The 14,449-nt window shown below is 70.9% G+C and carries 13 protein-coding genes; 11 read left to right on the top strand and 2 right to left on the bottom strand.

Going from position 1 to position 14,449, the window contains the following annotated elements; genetic code table 11:
• The first annotated feature begins 11 nt into the window (after positions 1–11).
• From GEMRO_RS0120500 to GEMRO_RS0120515, 4 genes are all read left to right on the top strand, one after another.
• Complete coding sequence (locus GEMRO_RS0120500) at positions 12–953, top strand: choline ABC transporter substrate-binding protein (RefSeq protein WP_035485713.1); 942 nt, start codon at positions 12–14, stop codon at positions 951–953.
• A 90-nt stretch (positions 954–1,043) separates the two neighbouring features.
• Positions 1,044–1,898, top strand: a complete 855-nt coding sequence (gene choW, locus GEMRO_RS0120505; RefSeq protein ID WP_027135504.1) for a choline ABC transporter permease subunit — start codon at positions 1,044–1,046, stop codon at positions 1,896–1,898.
• Complete coding sequence (choV, locus tag GEMRO_RS0120510) at positions 1,895–3,082, top strand: choline ABC transporter ATP-binding protein (RefSeq protein WP_027135505.1); 1,188 nt, start codon at positions 1,895–1,897, stop codon at positions 3,080–3,082. The genes choW and choV overlap by 4 nt, the downstream gene beginning before the upstream one ends.
• Positions 3,083–3,305: 223 nt before the next feature.
• Positions 3,306–5,462: a calcium-binding protein gene (locus GEMRO_RS0120515; protein ID WP_027135506.1), complete on the top strand. Its 2,157-nt coding sequence runs from the start codon at positions 3,306–3,308 to the stop codon at positions 5,460–5,462.
• Here the strand turns inward: GEMRO_RS0120515 and xylB are convergent.
• A complete protein-coding gene (gene xylB / locus GEMRO_RS0120520; RefSeq protein ID WP_027135507.1) occupies positions 5,455–6,966 on the bottom strand; it encodes a xylulokinase in 1,512 nt (503 codons plus the stop codon). The genes GEMRO_RS0120515 and xylB overlap by 8 nt on opposite strands.
• A gap of 334 nt (positions 6,967–7,300) precedes the next feature.
• On the opposite strand from xylB, the gene GEMRO_RS0120525 reads away from it, so the two are divergent.
• Positions 7,301–8,476, top strand: a complete 1,176-nt coding sequence (locus GEMRO_RS0120525) for a flagellin N-terminal helical domain-containing protein (RefSeq protein ID WP_027135508.1) — start codon at positions 7,301–7,303, stop codon at positions 8,474–8,476.
• Between the two features lie 138 nt (positions 8,477–8,614).
• Positions 8,615–9,106 carry a YciE/YciF ferroxidase family protein gene (locus GEMRO_RS0120530; RefSeq protein ID WP_027135509.1) on the top strand — a complete coding sequence of 164 codons (492 nt, stop codon included), beginning with the start codon at positions 8,615–8,617 and terminating at the stop codon, positions 9,104–9,106.
• Positions 9,107–9,227: 121 nt separating this feature from the next.
• On the opposite strand, the gene GEMRO_RS0120535 is transcribed toward GEMRO_RS0120530, so the two are convergent.
• Entirely contained in the window at positions 9,228–10,178 is a 951-nt protein-coding gene (locus GEMRO_RS0120535; protein ID WP_027135510.1) for a hypothetical protein, read from the bottom strand.
• A 120-nt stretch (positions 10,179–10,298) separates the two neighbouring features.
• Between GEMRO_RS0120535 and hisG the strand changes: the two genes are divergently transcribed.
• From hisG to hisE, 5 genes are read left to right on the top strand one after another with little or no spacing between them, the layout of a single operon-like run.
• Positions 10,299–11,177: an ATP phosphoribosyltransferase gene (gene hisG / locus GEMRO_RS0120540; RefSeq protein ID WP_027135511.1), complete on the top strand. Its 879-nt coding sequence runs from the start codon at positions 10,299–10,301 to the stop codon at positions 11,175–11,177.
• A gap of 40 nt (positions 11,178–11,217) precedes the next feature.
• The gene (gene hisB / locus GEMRO_RS0120545) at positions 11,218–11,808 is read left to right on the top strand and encodes an imidazoleglycerol-phosphate dehydratase HisB (protein ID WP_027135512.1); all 591 of its coding nucleotides are present in this window, start codon (positions 11,218–11,220) and stop codon (positions 11,806–11,808) included.
• Positions 11,805–12,398, top strand: coding sequence for an imidazole glycerol phosphate synthase subunit HisH (gene hisH, locus GEMRO_RS0120550; protein WP_035485716.1), 594 nt, complete (start codon positions 11,805–11,807; stop codon positions 12,396–12,398). Before hisB ends, hisH begins: the two co-directional genes overlap by 4 nt.
• A gap of 2 nt (positions 12,399–12,400) precedes the next feature.
• Positions 12,401–13,153: an imidazole glycerol phosphate synthase subunit HisF gene (gene hisF / locus GEMRO_RS0120555; protein ID WP_027135514.1), complete on the top strand. Its 753-nt coding sequence runs from the start codon at positions 12,401–12,403 to the stop codon at positions 13,151–13,153.
• Entirely contained in the window at positions 13,150–14,394 is a 1,245-nt protein-coding gene (hisE, locus tag GEMRO_RS0120560; protein WP_027135515.1) for a phosphoribosyl-ATP diphosphatase, read from the top strand. The genes hisF and hisE overlap by 4 nt, the downstream gene beginning before the upstream one ends.
• The last annotated feature ends 55 nt before the right edge of the window (positions 14,395–14,449 follow it).

The following is a 14,449-nucleotide window of genomic DNA, read 5'->3' on the forward strand; positions in this document are numbered from 1 at the left end:
AGGAGCCTCCGATGTCGAGAACCCACCTGGCCGCCGCCACCGCCGCCGCCATCCTCCTGGCCGGCAGCGCGCAGGCCGCCGATTCGGAATCCTGCAAGACCGTGCGCTTCTCCGATGTCGGCTGGACCGACATCACCGCCACCACGGCGCTCACCTCGGTGGTGCTGGAGGGGCTGGGCTATGATCCCACCGCCACGATCCTGTCGGTGCCGGTGACCTACCAGTCGCTGGCGAACAGCGACATCGACGTGTTCCTCGGCAACTGGATGCCGACCATGGAGGCCGACATCCGGCCCTATCTGGACGCCGGCACCGTGGAGAGCGTGCGCGCCAACCTGCAGGGCGCCAAGTACACCCTGGCGGTGCCGACCTACCTGGCCGAGCAGGGGCTGAAGGACTTCGCCGACATCGCGACGTTCGAGGACGAGCTGGACGGCAAGATCGTCGGGATCGAGCCCGGCAACGACGGCAACCGGCTGATCCAGTCGATGATCGACCAAAACCAGTTCGGCCTGGGCGACTTCCAGCTGGTGGAGAGCTCCGAGCAGGGGATGCTGGCCGAGGTCAACCGGGCCAGCCGGCGCAAGCAGCCGATCGTGTTCCTGGGCTGGGAGCCGCATCCCATGAACGTCAACTACGAGCTGACCTACCTCACCGGTGGCGACGAGGTGTTCGGCCCCGATTTCGGCGGCGCCACCGTCCATACCAACGTGCGCACCGGCTATCTCCAGGAATGCCCGAATGTCGGCCGGCTGCTGGAGAACCTGACCTTCACCCTGCCCATGGAGAGCGAGGTGATGGGCGCCATCCTGGACGAGGGCGAGGAGGCCGAGGATGCCGCCGCCGACTACCTGAAGGCCAATGCGGACGTGCTGGAGCCCTGGCTGGACGGCGTGACGACGCTGGACGGCGAGGACGGGCTGGCAGCGGTCCGCACGCATCTGGGCCTGTGACCGGCATCCACTGAGCGGCACGCGGGACGGGGCCGGCCGCCGTCGTTCCGCGCCGCGTTCGTTGCCGCGGCCGTCGCTGGGAGGACGCCCATGGAATGGCTGACCGAACACAAGATCCCGCTCGGATCCTGGATCTCGGCAGGGGTGGATCTCCTGAACGAGCATGCCTGGTGGATCTTCGACTTCATCTCGATGGTGCTGGGCACCGCGATCGAATCGCTGATCGACCTGATGAAGGCCTGCCCGCCGCTTTTGCTGATCGCCCTGTTCGGCCTGCTCGCCTGGGTCCTGCACCGCTCCTGGCAGCTGGTGGCGCTGGTGGTGCTGTCCTTTCTGCTGATCGCCAATCTCGGCTACTGGACCGAGACGATCGAGACCCTGGCGCTGGTGGTTTTCGCCACCGTGGTGTGCCTGGTGATCGGGATCCCGCTCGGGATCGTGGCGGCGCACCGGCCCTGGGTGATGACCGTGCTGCGGCCGATCCTGGACCTGATGCAGACGATCCCGACCTTCGTCTACCTGATCCCGACCCTGATCCTGTTCGGCCTGGGCGTGGTGCCGGGCCTGATCTCCACGGTGATCTTCGCCCTGCCGGCGCCGATCCGGCTGACCCATCTGGGCATCTCCTCGGTTCCGAAGCCCTTGCTGGAGGCCGGCGAGGCGTTCGGCGCCACCCGCTGGCAGCGCCTGGTCAAGGTCGAGCTGCCCTCGGCCGCCCCGCAGATCATGGCCGGGCTCACCCAGTGCATCATGCTGGCCTTGTCCATGGTGGTGATCGCGGCCCTGGTGGGCGCGGACGGGCTGGGCAAGCCGGTGGTGCGCGCCTTGAACCAGGTCAACGTCGCGCGCGGCTTCGAGGCGGGCCTCGCGATCGTGCTGGTCGCGATCGTGCTGGACCGGCTGTGCAAGCAGCCCGGGCCGCGCGGCCCTGGAGGCCGCTCTTGAACGCCGTCCTGTTCGACCGGGTCGACATCCTGTTCGGCAGCCGGCCCGAAACCGCCCTGCCGCTGGTCGACCAGGGCGCCAGCCGCGAGCGGATCCTGGCCGAGACCGGCCAGGTGCTGGGGGTGGCCGGCGCCTCGCTCGCCATCGAGAAGGGCCAGATCTGCGTGCTGATGGGCCTGTCCGGCTCGGGCAAGTCGACCCTGCTGCGCGCGGTCAACCGGCTGAACCGCACCACCCGCGGCCGGGTCCTGATCGAGGACGAGGGCGGCCAGGTCGACGTGCAGAGCTGCGACCCGACGACCCTGCGCCGCCTGCGCACCCGGCGGATCGCCATGGTGTTCCAGCAGTTCGCGCTGCTGCCCTGGCGCACGGTCGAGGAGAATGTCGGCTTTGGCCTGGAACTGCGCGGCGTTCCGGCACCGGAGCGCCGGCGGATCACCCAGGAGAAGCTGGCGCTGGTCGGGCTGGAGCCCTGGGCCGGCAAGTACGCCCACGAGCTGTCGGGGGGCATGCAGCAGCGGGTGGGCCTGGCGCGCGCGTTCGCCACCGACGCCGACATCCTGCTGATGGACGAGCCGTTTTCCGCCCTGGACCCGCTGATCCGGATGCGGCTGCAGGACGAGCTCCTGGAGCTGCAGCGCCGGCTGAACAAGACCATCATCTTCGTCAGCCATGACCTGGACGAGGCGCTGAAGCTGGGCTCGACCATCGCGATCATGGAGGACGCCCGGATCATCCAGGCCGGCCATCCCGAGGAGATCGTGGCCAGGCCCGCCACCGACTATGTCCGCGACTTCGTGGCCAACGTGAACCCCCTGAACGTGCTGACCGCCTGCAACCTGATGCGCGAGCGCCGGGAGCTGGAGCCCTGCCCGGACGGCTGGCTGTGGCTGGACCGGCGGCGCACCGTGGCGGTGCTGCTGGACGAGGACGGCGTGCTGGTGCGCGCCCGCCAGGGCGAGCGGGAGCTGGCGCCCCGGCCGATCGGCGAAGCCGGGGCCGCGGCCGATGCCGCCCGGCTGGCGGTGGGCGGCGCCAGCACGCCGATGCGCGAGGTCATCCAGGTCATGAACGCCAGCGGCGGGCCGGTGCCGCTGGTGGACGGCACCAACCGGCTGGTGGGCTCGGTGGGCATGCGCGACGTGCTGGGCGCGATCCTGCGCCGGAGCGAGAACGGCGGTTGAGGCGGTCGGGCAAGGTCGCGCCATTTCAATTATTTGGCGACGACTTCTCCAGCTATTGTTCATTTCGTCTTGCTGGCGACTTGCGGGTTCACGTCGAATGTAACCACAGGTAGAAAAATCCTTTGTAATTAAAGTGCTGCCCAACTAACCTGCAGGTAGATTGGTATTCACGGGCAGTCGCTGTCTCCGCGCGGTATTCCGCCGGCACAGCGGGAGAATGGCCATGTCTCTCCAGGCGACGGGCGGGGTGGAGCAGGGCGGCGTGGCCGCGGGCGCGCTGCAGCTGGAGGACGAGCGCAAGCCGCGTCCGGACAACAAGGCGGCCGAGCGCCGCCGCCGCGCCGACCCGGCAGCGCTTGGAATGCCGCTGGGGGCGGCGTTCGTCGGCCTGCTGATGGCCCAGGGCCACCAGGCCTTCGCGGCCGATGCCCGGGCCGGCCAGGGCGAGGCCGGCCAGGCCGGGCGGCTGGGCGATCGCGGCCTGGCGCCGGCGCGGGGCGAGGCGTCGTCCGGCGGCGCCGGCCAGGCGCCGGGCGCCCTGGCGGCCGGGGCTGCCGTGCCGGTGCTGGATCCTTCCGGCTCGATGCTGGCGGCGACGACCGGGATCCTGTCCGGCGGGCAGGGCTCGCCGGCGCTGGCCGGGTCGGCCGGCGGCGACGAGCTGCAGGCGCGCGACGACCTGTCGGGCCTCGGCGGGATCAGCACCTCCCTGACCGTGAGCCGGCCGGCTTCCACCGAGGTGCCGCCGGTCGAGATCGACGATTCCGACCGGGGCGGCGAGGGCCTGGGCCCGATCGGCAAGGTGGTCCGGGGCGGCAGCGGCGACGACACCATCATCGGCACTGACCGCGACGACGTCATCAAGGGCGGCGACGGCGACGACTATATCGACGGGCGCGACGGCAATGACGACCTGGACGGCGAGGCCGGCGACGACGTCGTGCTGGGCGGCCGGGGCAACGACATCATCCAGGGCGGCTCCGGCAACGACCTGGTCGACGGCCAGGACGGCGACGACATCGTGGATGGCGGCACCGGCGGCGACACGGCCCTTGGCGGCTCCGGCAACGACCTGGTCGGCGGCGGGGCCGGCGACGACGTGGTCGACGGCGGCACCGGCACCGACGTGGTGACCGGCGACGGCGGCAATGACCGGATCTTCATCGGCAGCGTGCGCGACTTCGCCATCGAGAACCAGGAAGGCTTCGACAAGGGCGGCATCGACACCGTCGCGGTCCGCGACACCTATGCCACCAGCCTGCGTACCGAGCTGCCCCATCTCTCGCCCGACGGCTTGGCGACGTTCGTCCTGGGCGACCAGGTCGGCGTGCCGCTGCCGGCCGGCTTCAACCCGTTCGTCCAGCAGATCCACCCGGCGATCGAGAACATCGACCTTCTGGGCTCGATCGCCCAGGACGTGGTCGGCGGCAGCGGCGCCAACCGCATCCAGGGCAATGCCGGCGACAACATGCTGGCCGGGCGGGGCGGCGACGACTGGATCGACGGCGGCGACGGCCGCGACGTGGTCTGGGGCGGCACCGGCGCCGATCAGCTCTACGGCGGCGCCGGCGACGACCGCCTCTACGGCGAGGCCGGCGAGGACCGCCTCTACGGCGGTGCCGGGGACGACGTGCTGGATGGCGGGGCCGGGGCCGACCTGCTCTATGGCGGTGCCGGCTCGGACAGCTACGTGTTCGGCCTGTCCGAGGCGAAGCCCGACCGGATCTTCGATTTCGACGGGCAGAACAGCATCAGCCTGCTCGACGCCGAGGCCGGCGACGTCCAGGCGATCGTGTCCGGCCCGGACCTGTTCATCCGGGTCGGCGGCCAGGACGTCGCGATCATCGACCAGTACATGACCCACCAGTCGAACTGGACGGGCGTGCTCACCAAGAACGGCCTGAAGGGCATCTCGGAGCTGATCGGCGACGGCCAGGTGGTGACCGACCCGACCCTGCCGCAGCCCTCGCCGGACGTGATCGGCTCGGCCGGCAACGACATCCTGCGGGCCCCCTCCGATGCCGGCCACCACCTGCGCGGCATGGCCGGCGACGACCAGCTGTTCGGCGGGGCCGGCGCCGACCGGCTGGACGGGGGCAAGGGCACCGACACGCTCCACGGCGGTGCCGGCAACGACACCTATGTCCTGCGCCACGGCGATGGCGGCATCGACCGGATCGTCGACCACCAGGGCAAGTCGACCATCGAGATCCAGGGCATCGACTTCAAGGACCTGGCGGCCTGGAAGGTCGGCGACGATCTGTGGCTGGCGGTCGACACCACCCCGCTCGGCATGGTGGAGGACTGGCAGTCCGGCCATGCCGACTGGTCGGTCAGGGTCGGCGACCGGACCGTGGCCGCCGACGACCTGTTCAGCTGACCGAAAGGCCGCGCAGCGCCGGGTAGAGGGCCGCGTAGTGCTCGTGCAGGGCCGCATAGCGGGCGGCGCGCTCCGGGTCCGGCTCGGTGCGCTTCGCCGGCGGCCGGATCATCGCCGCCACCGCATGCTCGACATCGGGATGAACCCCGCCCGCCACGCTCGCCAGGATCGCCCCGCCCATGGCCGGGCCCTCCTCGGCGGCCGGCACCACCAGCGGCAGGCCCAGCTGGTCGGCCAGCATCTGCCGCCAGGCCGGGCTCTTCGCGCCGCCGCCCACCGCGACCAGCTCGTCGAAGCTGGCCCCCTCGGCGCGCATCCGCACCAGGCAGTCGCGGAACGCGAAGCCCACGCCCTCCAGCAGGGCGCGCACCATGTGGCGCCGGTCATGGGACAGGGTCAGCCCGATCCACGCACCGCGCGCGGCAGCGTCCATGTGCGGCGAGCGCTCGCCCGACAGGTAGGGCAGGAAGAACAGCCCGTCGGCGCCGGGCTCGATCTCGGCCGCCTCGGCCAGCAGCAGGTCGTAGACGTCCTTGTTGTCCTGGCCTGCCTGCCTTCGCTCGTCGAACGCCACCGCGTCGCGATACCAGCGCAGCGCCCCTCCGGCCGCCAGGATCACCCCCATCAGGTGCCAGCCGCCCGGCACGGCAGCGCAAAAGCCGTTCAGCGCGCCGTTCGGGTCGCGCATCGCCTGGTCGGCATGGACGAAGATCGTGCCGGACGTGCCGATCGACAGGACGCCCTGGCCGGGCCGCACCACCCCGGCGCCCAGCGCCGCCCCGGCATTGTCGCCGGCCCCGGCCGCCACCGGCAGCCCGGCCGGCAGCCCGGTCGCCCGGGCCGCCTCGTCGGTGAGGTTGCCGGCATGGTCCGGGCTCTCGACGACGTCCGGCAGCCAGGCCGGCGGAATGTCCAGGGCCGCCAGCAATTCCTCCGACCAGCTGCGCGCGGCCAGGTCGAACAGCAGCGTGCCCGACGCGTCGGCGGCGTCCGCCACATACTCGCCGGTCAGCCGCAGCCGCACGAAGTCCTTGGGCAGCAGCACCTTGGCCAGCCGCGCATAGGCGTCCGGCTCGTGGTCGCGCAGCCACAGGATCTTGGGCGCCTGCATCCCCGCCGAGGCGGCGTTGCCGGTGATCTCGATCAGCCGCTCGCGGCCGACTGTGCGCTCGATCTGCAGGACCTGCTGGCCGGTCCGCCCGTCGTTCCAGAGCAGGGCCGGGCGGATCACCTGGTCCTGTCCGTCCAGGAACACCGAGCCGTGCATCTGCCCGGCCAGGCCCAGCCCGACCAGCTCGGCGTCGTGGCCGGCCAGTTCCCGCAGCACGGCGACGGTGGCCTGCCACCAGGCCTCCGGGTCCTGCTCGGTCCAGCCGGGTGCGGGGGTGAGCAGGGGATAGTCCCGGAACGCGCTGGCCAGGACCCGGCCGTCCGTGGCGACCAGCAGCCCTTTGACCGCCGACGTTCCGACATCGATTCCGATCGTGGCGCGGGTGCGCGTCATCGCGGGTGCTCCTCCTGATCCGTCGGCCGCATCCGTGGCGCGGCCAGGCGCGGCGCGCAACCGCTTAAGGCAGGGACGTGCCCCCCGCCCGGCAATTCCTGCCGGGTAGATTGTGCCGGGTGGGCAGGAACTGCCGGGTGGCAGGGTTGGCTTGGCCGCTTTTGGCCGGGCTGGCGCCGGTCTCGGCCGGGCGGCGGGGCTCTGGCACGGCGTGTGCTTGAAGGATCGGGGCCGGCCGGGGAGGGATCCTCGGTTTGGCGGGTCCGGCAGGTAGCCGGGCCTGGGCTCCCGGGAGGTCCGGGAGGCTCGCTTCAGGTAGAAGGAGTTTCGCTCGATGGTCCTGACCGCCACCACCAATGTCTCGGCCAACACCGCGCTGCGCTATCTGTCGCAGAACTCGGCGGCCGCCTCCTCCTCGCTGGCCAAGCTGTCCAGCGGCTCGCGGATCGTGAAGGGCTCCGACGACGCCGCCTCGCTGGCGGTGGGCACAAGGCTGAAGGCCGACGTCACCGCGCTCAAGCAGGCCGCCTCCAACACCGCGCAGGGCCAGAGCCTCCTGCAGGTCGCCGACGGCGGCATGTCCAAGGTCGCCGACATCCTGCAGCGGATGAAGGCGCTCGCGGTGCAGTCGCAGTCCGGCTCGCTCACCGACAACGAGCGGCAGTTCCTCAACCAGGAATACAGCCAGCTCAACACCCAGGTCGGCGACATCGCCAGCCAGACCAAGTTCAACGGCGCCCAGCTGCTCAACGGCTCGGCCGGCAAGACCCTGACCGTGTCGACCAGCGGCGCGTTCGCCAAGTTCGAGGGCGACGGCGACCTCAACGCCAACTTCCGCGGGGTGACCCTCAACCTCAACGGTGCCGCCACCGGCAATGTCAGCTTCGCCTATGTCGGCGCCGACAGCGCCACCGGCACCCATGCCACCGACGCCACGATCGGCACCTTCACGCTCACCTACGGCAACGTCACCGACACCATCCAGCTGGAGTTCGCCACCGACCAGCGGGTGGTCGAGGGCCAGCTGAACTTCCGCAACGCCGGGGTGTCGATCTCCCTGTCCAACTTCGACTTCTCCACCGAGCTGACCGCGGAGAGCTTCACCGTGGGCGGCGGCGGCGATCTGACCTTCCAGGTCGGTGCGCAGTCGGCCGACACGGTGGTGGTCAACATCGACGACATGACCACCACGGCGCTGGGCACCGCCGGCACCGACATCTCGACCTCGGCGGGGGCGGTCACCGCCGGCGACGCGATCGACCAGGCGATCGCCCAGGTCAACGGCTCCCGGGCCGAGCTTGGGGCGATGATGTCGCGCTTCGAGTTCTCCGCCGCCAACCTCGCCACCTCGATCGAGAACCTGGACGCCGCCCGCTCCACCCTGATGGACGTCGACATGGCCGCCGAGATGAGCCGGTTCACCTCGGCCAACATCCTCACCCAGGCCAGCGTCTCCATGCTCGCCCAGGCCAACCAGATGCCCCAGACCATGCTCCAGCTCCTGCGCTGAGCCAAAGCGCCGGCCCCGCCCCCGCCGCCCCTGGCTAAGCGGCGGGGGCGGGGCGGTCGCGGGAGGGCGGCGGGATGGTGGAACCGTTCCGCCGTCGGCCGGTTCGGATGCTCGAATCGGCCAACACAGAGGCGGCACATGAGCAAGGGCAACTCGCTCCAGGACCTGTTCCTGGAGACGCTCAAGGACATCTACTACGCCGAGAAGAAGATCCTGCGTTCCTTGCCGAAGATGGCCAAGGCCGCGGAATCCGACGAGGTGAAGGAAAGCTTCCGCCTTCATCGCGAGCAGACCGAAGGCCAGATCCAGCGCCTGGAGCAGGTGTTCGAGCAGCTGGGCAAGACCGCGCGCGGCAAGACCTGCGACGCCATCCTGGGGATCCTCGCCGAGGGCGAGGATGCGATGGAGAGCTACGAGGGCGCCCCGGCGCTGGACGCGGCGCTGATCGCCTCGGCCCAGGCGGTCGAGCATTACGAGATCGCCCGCTACGGCACGCTGAAGAACTGGGCGACCCAGCTCGGCATGACCGAGGCCGCCGCCCTCCTGCAGGAGAACCTCCAGGAGGAGGAGGCGACCGACAAGCTGCTGAGCAAGATGTCCAAGGCCGCCAACAAGAAGGCGGCCGCCTGACCGGCCTGGTCCAGGGCCTCAGGCGGATCGGCGGGCGGCGTGCCGGATGGTGCGCCGCCCGTCGGCTGTCATCGGGCCGCGCCGGCCGTCAGCCGGCCGGCTTCTTTCGGGATGCCCGGCGTCAGTGCTGCCGCTCGATCGCGTCGTTGACCGCGATCCGCCAGTGCTCCTTCAGCTCCGCCGCCGGGGCGACCGGCTCGACATGGCCCTCCTTCTTGGCGAACAGGTCGGGATAGAGCCAGTACAGCGCGGCGGTATCGTCCCAGATATAGCCGTCGGCGACCGAGGTCGGGTTGATCTGCATCATGACCCCCACCGTCGCCGGCAGGCCGGTGGTGGCCAGGCCGCGGAACATGTCCGGGCCGGGCACGTAGCTCTGGTCGGCGGTCTCGGGCAGCGCCACCCAGGTGATCCTGGGCGTCAGGTCCTCGTTGTCCATCATGTCACGGCAGGTCTGCAGGTCGTAGCTGCAGTTGAAGCCGAGCGGACCGTCGCCGGTGGGCGGCAGCCCCTGGGCGATCACCCGCTCGATCCGGTCGCCGATCTCGGGCCCGTACACCGCGAACGAGCTCCAGGGCGCCAGGAGCAGCACGTCCACGCTCTCGCAGCTGCGCAGGGCGAGGTCGACCTCGTGGGCCAGATAGGTCTCCGGCGGGTCGAGCGGCACGGTGGTGGCCAGGAAGTAGCCCAGCCGCTCGGCGCTCTCGCGGGAGCGTGCCAGCCATTCCGGCCGGGTCGGCGCCGGCGAGGGCTGGCCCACCAGGATCCGGACCGGCTTGCGGCTGGTGGACACCAGGTGCGCCGCGGCCGAGGCGCCGTATTCCGGCCGGGTCACCCCGCCGGTCGCGACGATCACCTTGACCTTCTCGGTCGGCACCATCGCCGCCACCGCCCGGGCGTCGTCCAGGGCCATGTCGGTGTCGATCAGCACGCAGGCCGCCGCGGCGGCATTGGCGCCTGGCGCCGGCCGGCCCGGCTTGAAGATCTCCAGGGACGGCATCTTCCCGCAGCCCCCGAGCACGGCCGTCGCCGCCACCAGGGCCGCCAGCCGCCCCGCATTCCTCACCCGCATCGTCTTTCCCTGCCGAAACCAGCCTGCCGATGTCCCCGGTGTTTGCGCAGACCGGGCCTAAGCGTCTATAGCCGAGCGCGCTCGCCTTGAAGCGGGCCGACCACTTCCGGATCTCGCACCTTGCCCGACCAGACCGCCGCCCCGGCCGTTGTCCATCTCGCCCTGCCCAAGGGCCGGATGCAGGAGAACGTCCAGAAACTCCTGGGCGAAGCCGGGATCCGGCTGACCTTCGACCGGCGCGGCTACCGCCCGATCCTGTCGCTGGACGGCTTCGAGACCAAGCTGCTCAAGCCGCAGAACATCGTCGAGATGCTGCATGTCGGCTCGCGCGACATCGGCTTCGCCGGCGCCGACTGGGTGGCCGAGAAGGAGGTCGAGCTCCTGGAGCTGTTCGACACCGGGCTGGACCCGGTGCGGATCGTCGGCGCCTGCGAGCCGTCCTTCCTGGAGAACGGCCGGCCGCGTCCCGGACCGTTCCTGGTCGCCACCGAGTACGAGCGGCTGACCAGGCGCTGGCTGGAGCGGGAGAAGCTGGAGGGCAGGGTGGTGCGCACCTATGGCGCCACCGAGGTGTTCCCCCCCGAGGACGCCGACTGCATCGTCGACAACACCTCCACCGGCGCCACGCTGAAAGCCAACGGCCTGACCATCTTCGCCGAGCTTCTGCGCAGTTCCACCCGCATGTACGCCCACCCGCGCTCGATGGACGATCCGGCCAAGCGCGACGTGATCGAGCACCTGGTGCTGCTGGTCCGCTCGGTCACCGACGCGCGCCGCCGGGTGATGGTCGAGATCAACGTGCCGACCGACCGGCTGGAGGAGCTGGTGGGCATCCTGCCCTGCATGCGCTACCCGACGGTCTCGCCGCTGCATGCCGGCAGCGGCTTCGCGGTCAAGGCCGCGGTGCCGCGCGAGGGCCTCCCGGTCCTGATCGCCCGCATCAAGGCGGCCGGCGGCACCGACATCGTGGTGTCCGACATCGCCCAGATCGTACCCTGACCCTGTTGCCGCGAGCGCGCGCCCCATCCGGAGTCCGTCGTTGACCGAGCCCCGCATCGCCTCCGTCGACCGCTCGACCAGCGAGACCGAGATCAAGCTGACCCTGAACCTGGACGGCAGCGGCCGCGCCAGCCTTGCCACCGGGATCGGCTTTCTCGACCACATGCTGACCGCGCTCGCCAAGCATGGACGGTTCGACCTGGAACTGCAGGTCAACGGCGACCTGGACGTCGACGACCACCACACCACCGAGGACACCGCCCTGGCGCTTGGCGCCGCCCTGGACCAGGCCTTGGGCGAGCGGCGCGGCATCGAACGGTTCGCCCATGCCTATGCGCCGCTGGACGAGGCGCTGGCGCGGGTGGTGGTCGACCTGTCCGGCCGGCCGTTCGCCCGGGTCGACATCCCGTTCCGGCGCGAGGTGATCGGCGACGTCGCCACCGAGAACCTCGCCCATTTCTTCCAGTCGCTCGCGATGACCGCCCGCATGGCGCTGCATGTCGACGTGCTGGAGGGCGAGAACGACCACCACAAGGCGGAAGCCGCCTTCAAGGCGCTGGCGATCGCGCTGCGCCGCGCGGTGGCGCGCACCGGCGACGACGCGATCCCGAGCACGAAGGGCAGTCTATGACGAAGCAGGTCGTCATCGTCCCGACCGGGGTCGCCAACATCGCCTCGGTCAAGGCAGCCTGGGCGAGGCTGGACGCGGAGCCGGTGGTGAGCGACGACCCGCGCACCGTGCGCGACGCCGCCTACGCGATGCTGCCGGGTGTCGGCTCGTTCGGCCCGGCCATGCAGGCCCTGGCGAGCAACGGCCTGGACGAGGCGCTGCAGGCGCGCATCGAGGCGGACCGGCCGACCATCTGCATCTGCGTCGGCCACCAGCTCCTGTTCAAGAGCTCGGAGGAAAGCCCGGGCGTGCGCGGCCTGGCCGTGATCGACGCCCATATCGGCCGGTTCTCCGACGAGGTCCGGGTGCCGCAGTTCGGCTGGAACGCGGTGGAGGCGCAGCCGGACTGCACCCTCCTGCAAAGCGGCCACGCCTATTTCGCCAACAGCTACCGCGCCCTGGCCGCCCCCGGCTGCGCGGTGGCCCTGGCCGACCATGACGGCCTGTTCGTGGCCGGGCTGGAGCATGGCAACCTGCTCGGCTGCCAGTTCCACCCGGAACTGTCCGGCGCCTATGGCCGGGCCCTCCTGTCCCGCTTCCTGGAGCGCTGAGCATGCTCACGAAGCGCATCATTCCCTGCCTCGACGTCGCCGACGGCCGGGTGGTCAAGGGCATCCGCTTCCAGGGCCTGCGCGACGCCGGCGATCCCGCCGAGCGCGCCGCCCTCTACGAGGCGCAGGGCGCGGACGAGATCGTGATCCTGGACGTGGCCGCCACCCCGGCCGGCCGCGGCCACCAGCACGAGACGGTGCGCCGGGTCCGCTCGGTCCTGTCGATCCCGCTCACCATCGGCGGCGGCGTGCGCACCGCCGAGGATGCGGCGGCCCTGCTGGAAGCCGGTGCCGACAAGGTCAGCGTCAACACCGCCGCCGTCGAGCGGCCGGAACTCCTGGCGGAGATATCCTCCCGCTTCGGCGCGCAGTGCTGCGTGCTGGCGATCGACGCCAGGCAGAACGGCCAGATCTTCGAGGTGCTGGTCAAGGGCGGCCGCGAGGGGACCGGCAAGGACGCCCTGGCCTGGGCGCTCCAGGCGCAGTCGCTTGGCACCGGCGAGATCCTGCTCACCTCCTGGGACCGCGACGGCACCCGCTCGGGCTACGACCTCCAGTTGACCGGGGCGGTTGCCCGGCATGTCCACCTGCCGGTGATCGCCAGCGGCGGCGCCAATTCGGCCGAGCATATCCGCGAGGCGTTCGAGGCCGGGGCCGACGCGGTGCTGGCCGCCTCGATCTTCCATGACGGCGACACCACGGTGGGCGACGTGAAATCCTATCTGGCGGCCAAGGACGTGGTGGTGCGGCGATGATCGTTCCCTCGATCGACCTTCAGGGCGGCCACGCCGTCCAGCTCATCGGCGGCGAGACCAAGGCCATCGACGCGGGCGATCCAGCTCCCATCATGGAGCGATTCCGCCTGGCCGGCGACGTCGCGGTGATCGACCTCGACCGGGCGCTGTCCATCGGCGACAACGACGCGGTGATCGAGCGGCTGATCGCCATGGGCAACGTGCGGGTCGGCGGCGGCATCCGCTCGGTGGAGCGGGCGCTGCACTGGCTGAACAAGGGTGCGGCCAAGATCATCCTGGGCACCGCCGCCACCCCGGAACTTTTGTCCCAGCTGCCCAAGGACCGGCTGATCGCGGCGCTGGACGCCCGCAACGGCGAGGTCGTGGTCGAGGGCTGGACCAAGAACACCGGGGCCGGCGTGCTCGACCGGATCGCCGCGCTGAAGGAGCATGTCGGCGGCTTCCTGGTCACCTTCGTCGAGCGCGAGGGGCGGATGCAGGGCACCGACCTGGCGTTCGCCAAGGCGATCGTCGAGGCGGCCGCACCCGCCAAGGTCACCATCGCCGGCGGCGTCACCACGCTGGAGGAGCTGGTCGAGCTCGACCGGATCGGCGCGGATGCCCAGGTCGGCATGGCGCTCTATTCCGGCCGGATGGACTTAGGCGACGCCATCGCGGCACCGCTGGTCTCCGACCGGCCGGACGGGCTGATCCCGACCGTGGTCGCCGACGAGCAGGGCGTGGCGCTGGGCCTGGTCTATTCCTCGCACGAATCGATCCGCCACGCGGTGGCCGAACGGCGCGGGATCTACTGGTCGCGCTCCCGCAACAGCCTGTGGCGCAAGGGCGAGAGCTCCGGCCATGTCCAGGAACTCCTGGCGGTCACCCCCGACTGCGACCGCGACGCCCTGCGCTTCACCGTCCGCCAGCACGGCGCCGGCTTCTGCCACCTGGGCTGCCGGACCTGCTTTGGCGAGGACGGGGGCCTTGGCAGCCTGTCCCGCCTGCTCCTGGACCGGCGCGACCACGCCCCGGAAGGCAGCTACACCGCGCGGCTGTTCCAGGATCCGGGCCTGCTCGCCGCCAAGCTGCGCGAGGAATGCGAGGAACTGGTCGAGGCCAAGGACCGCGACCACGTGATCCACGAGGCGGCCGACGTGCTCTACTTCACCCTGGCCAGGCTGGCGCGCGAGGGCATCGGCCTGGAGGAGGTCGAGGCGCATCTGCGCCGGCGCGGCCGCCGGGTGACTCGGCGCGACTGAGCGGGGAGCTGGGGGCAGGGCAGCCCTGAGCCGCTTTAACGCTTCGTTAGGGATT

This window comes from Geminicoccus roseus DSM 18922, assembly GCF_000427665.1.
In the GTDB taxonomy this organism is placed as follows: Bacteria; Pseudomonadota; Alphaproteobacteria; order Geminicoccales; family Geminicoccaceae; genus Geminicoccus; species Geminicoccus roseus.

Bases quoted from the DNA above. Each gene is read 5' to 3' on its own strand.
- hisH (WP_035485716.1), top strand. From the start codon at position 11,805: ATGACGAAGCAGGTCGTCATCGTCCCGACCGGGGTCGCCAACATCGCC.
- GEMRO_RS0120530 (WP_027135509.1), top strand. From the start codon at position 8,615: ATGAGCAAGGGCAACTCGCTCCAGGACCTGTTCCTGGAGACGCTCAAG.
- GEMRO_RS0120525 (WP_027135508.1), top strand. From the start codon at position 7,301: ATGGTCCTGACCGCCACCACCAATGTCTCGGCCAACACCGCGCTGCGC.
- GEMRO_RS0120535 (WP_027135510.1), bottom strand. From the start codon at position 10,178: ATGCGGGTGAGGAATGCGGGGCGGCTGGCGGCCCTGGTGGCGGCGACG.
- GEMRO_RS0120500 (WP_035485713.1), top strand. From the start codon at position 12: ATGTCGAGAACCCACCTGGCCGCCGCCACCGCCGCCGCCATCCTCCTG.
- hisE (WP_027135515.1), top strand. From the start codon at position 13,150: ATGATCGTTCCCTCGATCGACCTTCAGGGCGGCCACGCCGTCCAGCTC.
- GEMRO_RS0120515 (WP_027135506.1), top strand. From the start codon at position 3,306: ATGTCTCTCCAGGCGACGGGCGGGGTGGAGCAGGGCGGCGTGGCCGCG.
- choW (WP_027135504.1), top strand. From the start codon at position 1,044: ATGGAATGGCTGACCGAACACAAGATCCCGCTCGGATCCTGGATCTCG.
- xylB (WP_027135507.1), bottom strand. From the start codon at position 6,966: ATGACGCGCACCCGCGCCACGATCGGAATCGATGTCGGAACGTCGGCG.
- hisF (WP_027135514.1), top strand. From the start codon at position 12,401: ATGCTCACGAAGCGCATCATTCCCTGCCTCGACGTCGCCGACGGCCGG.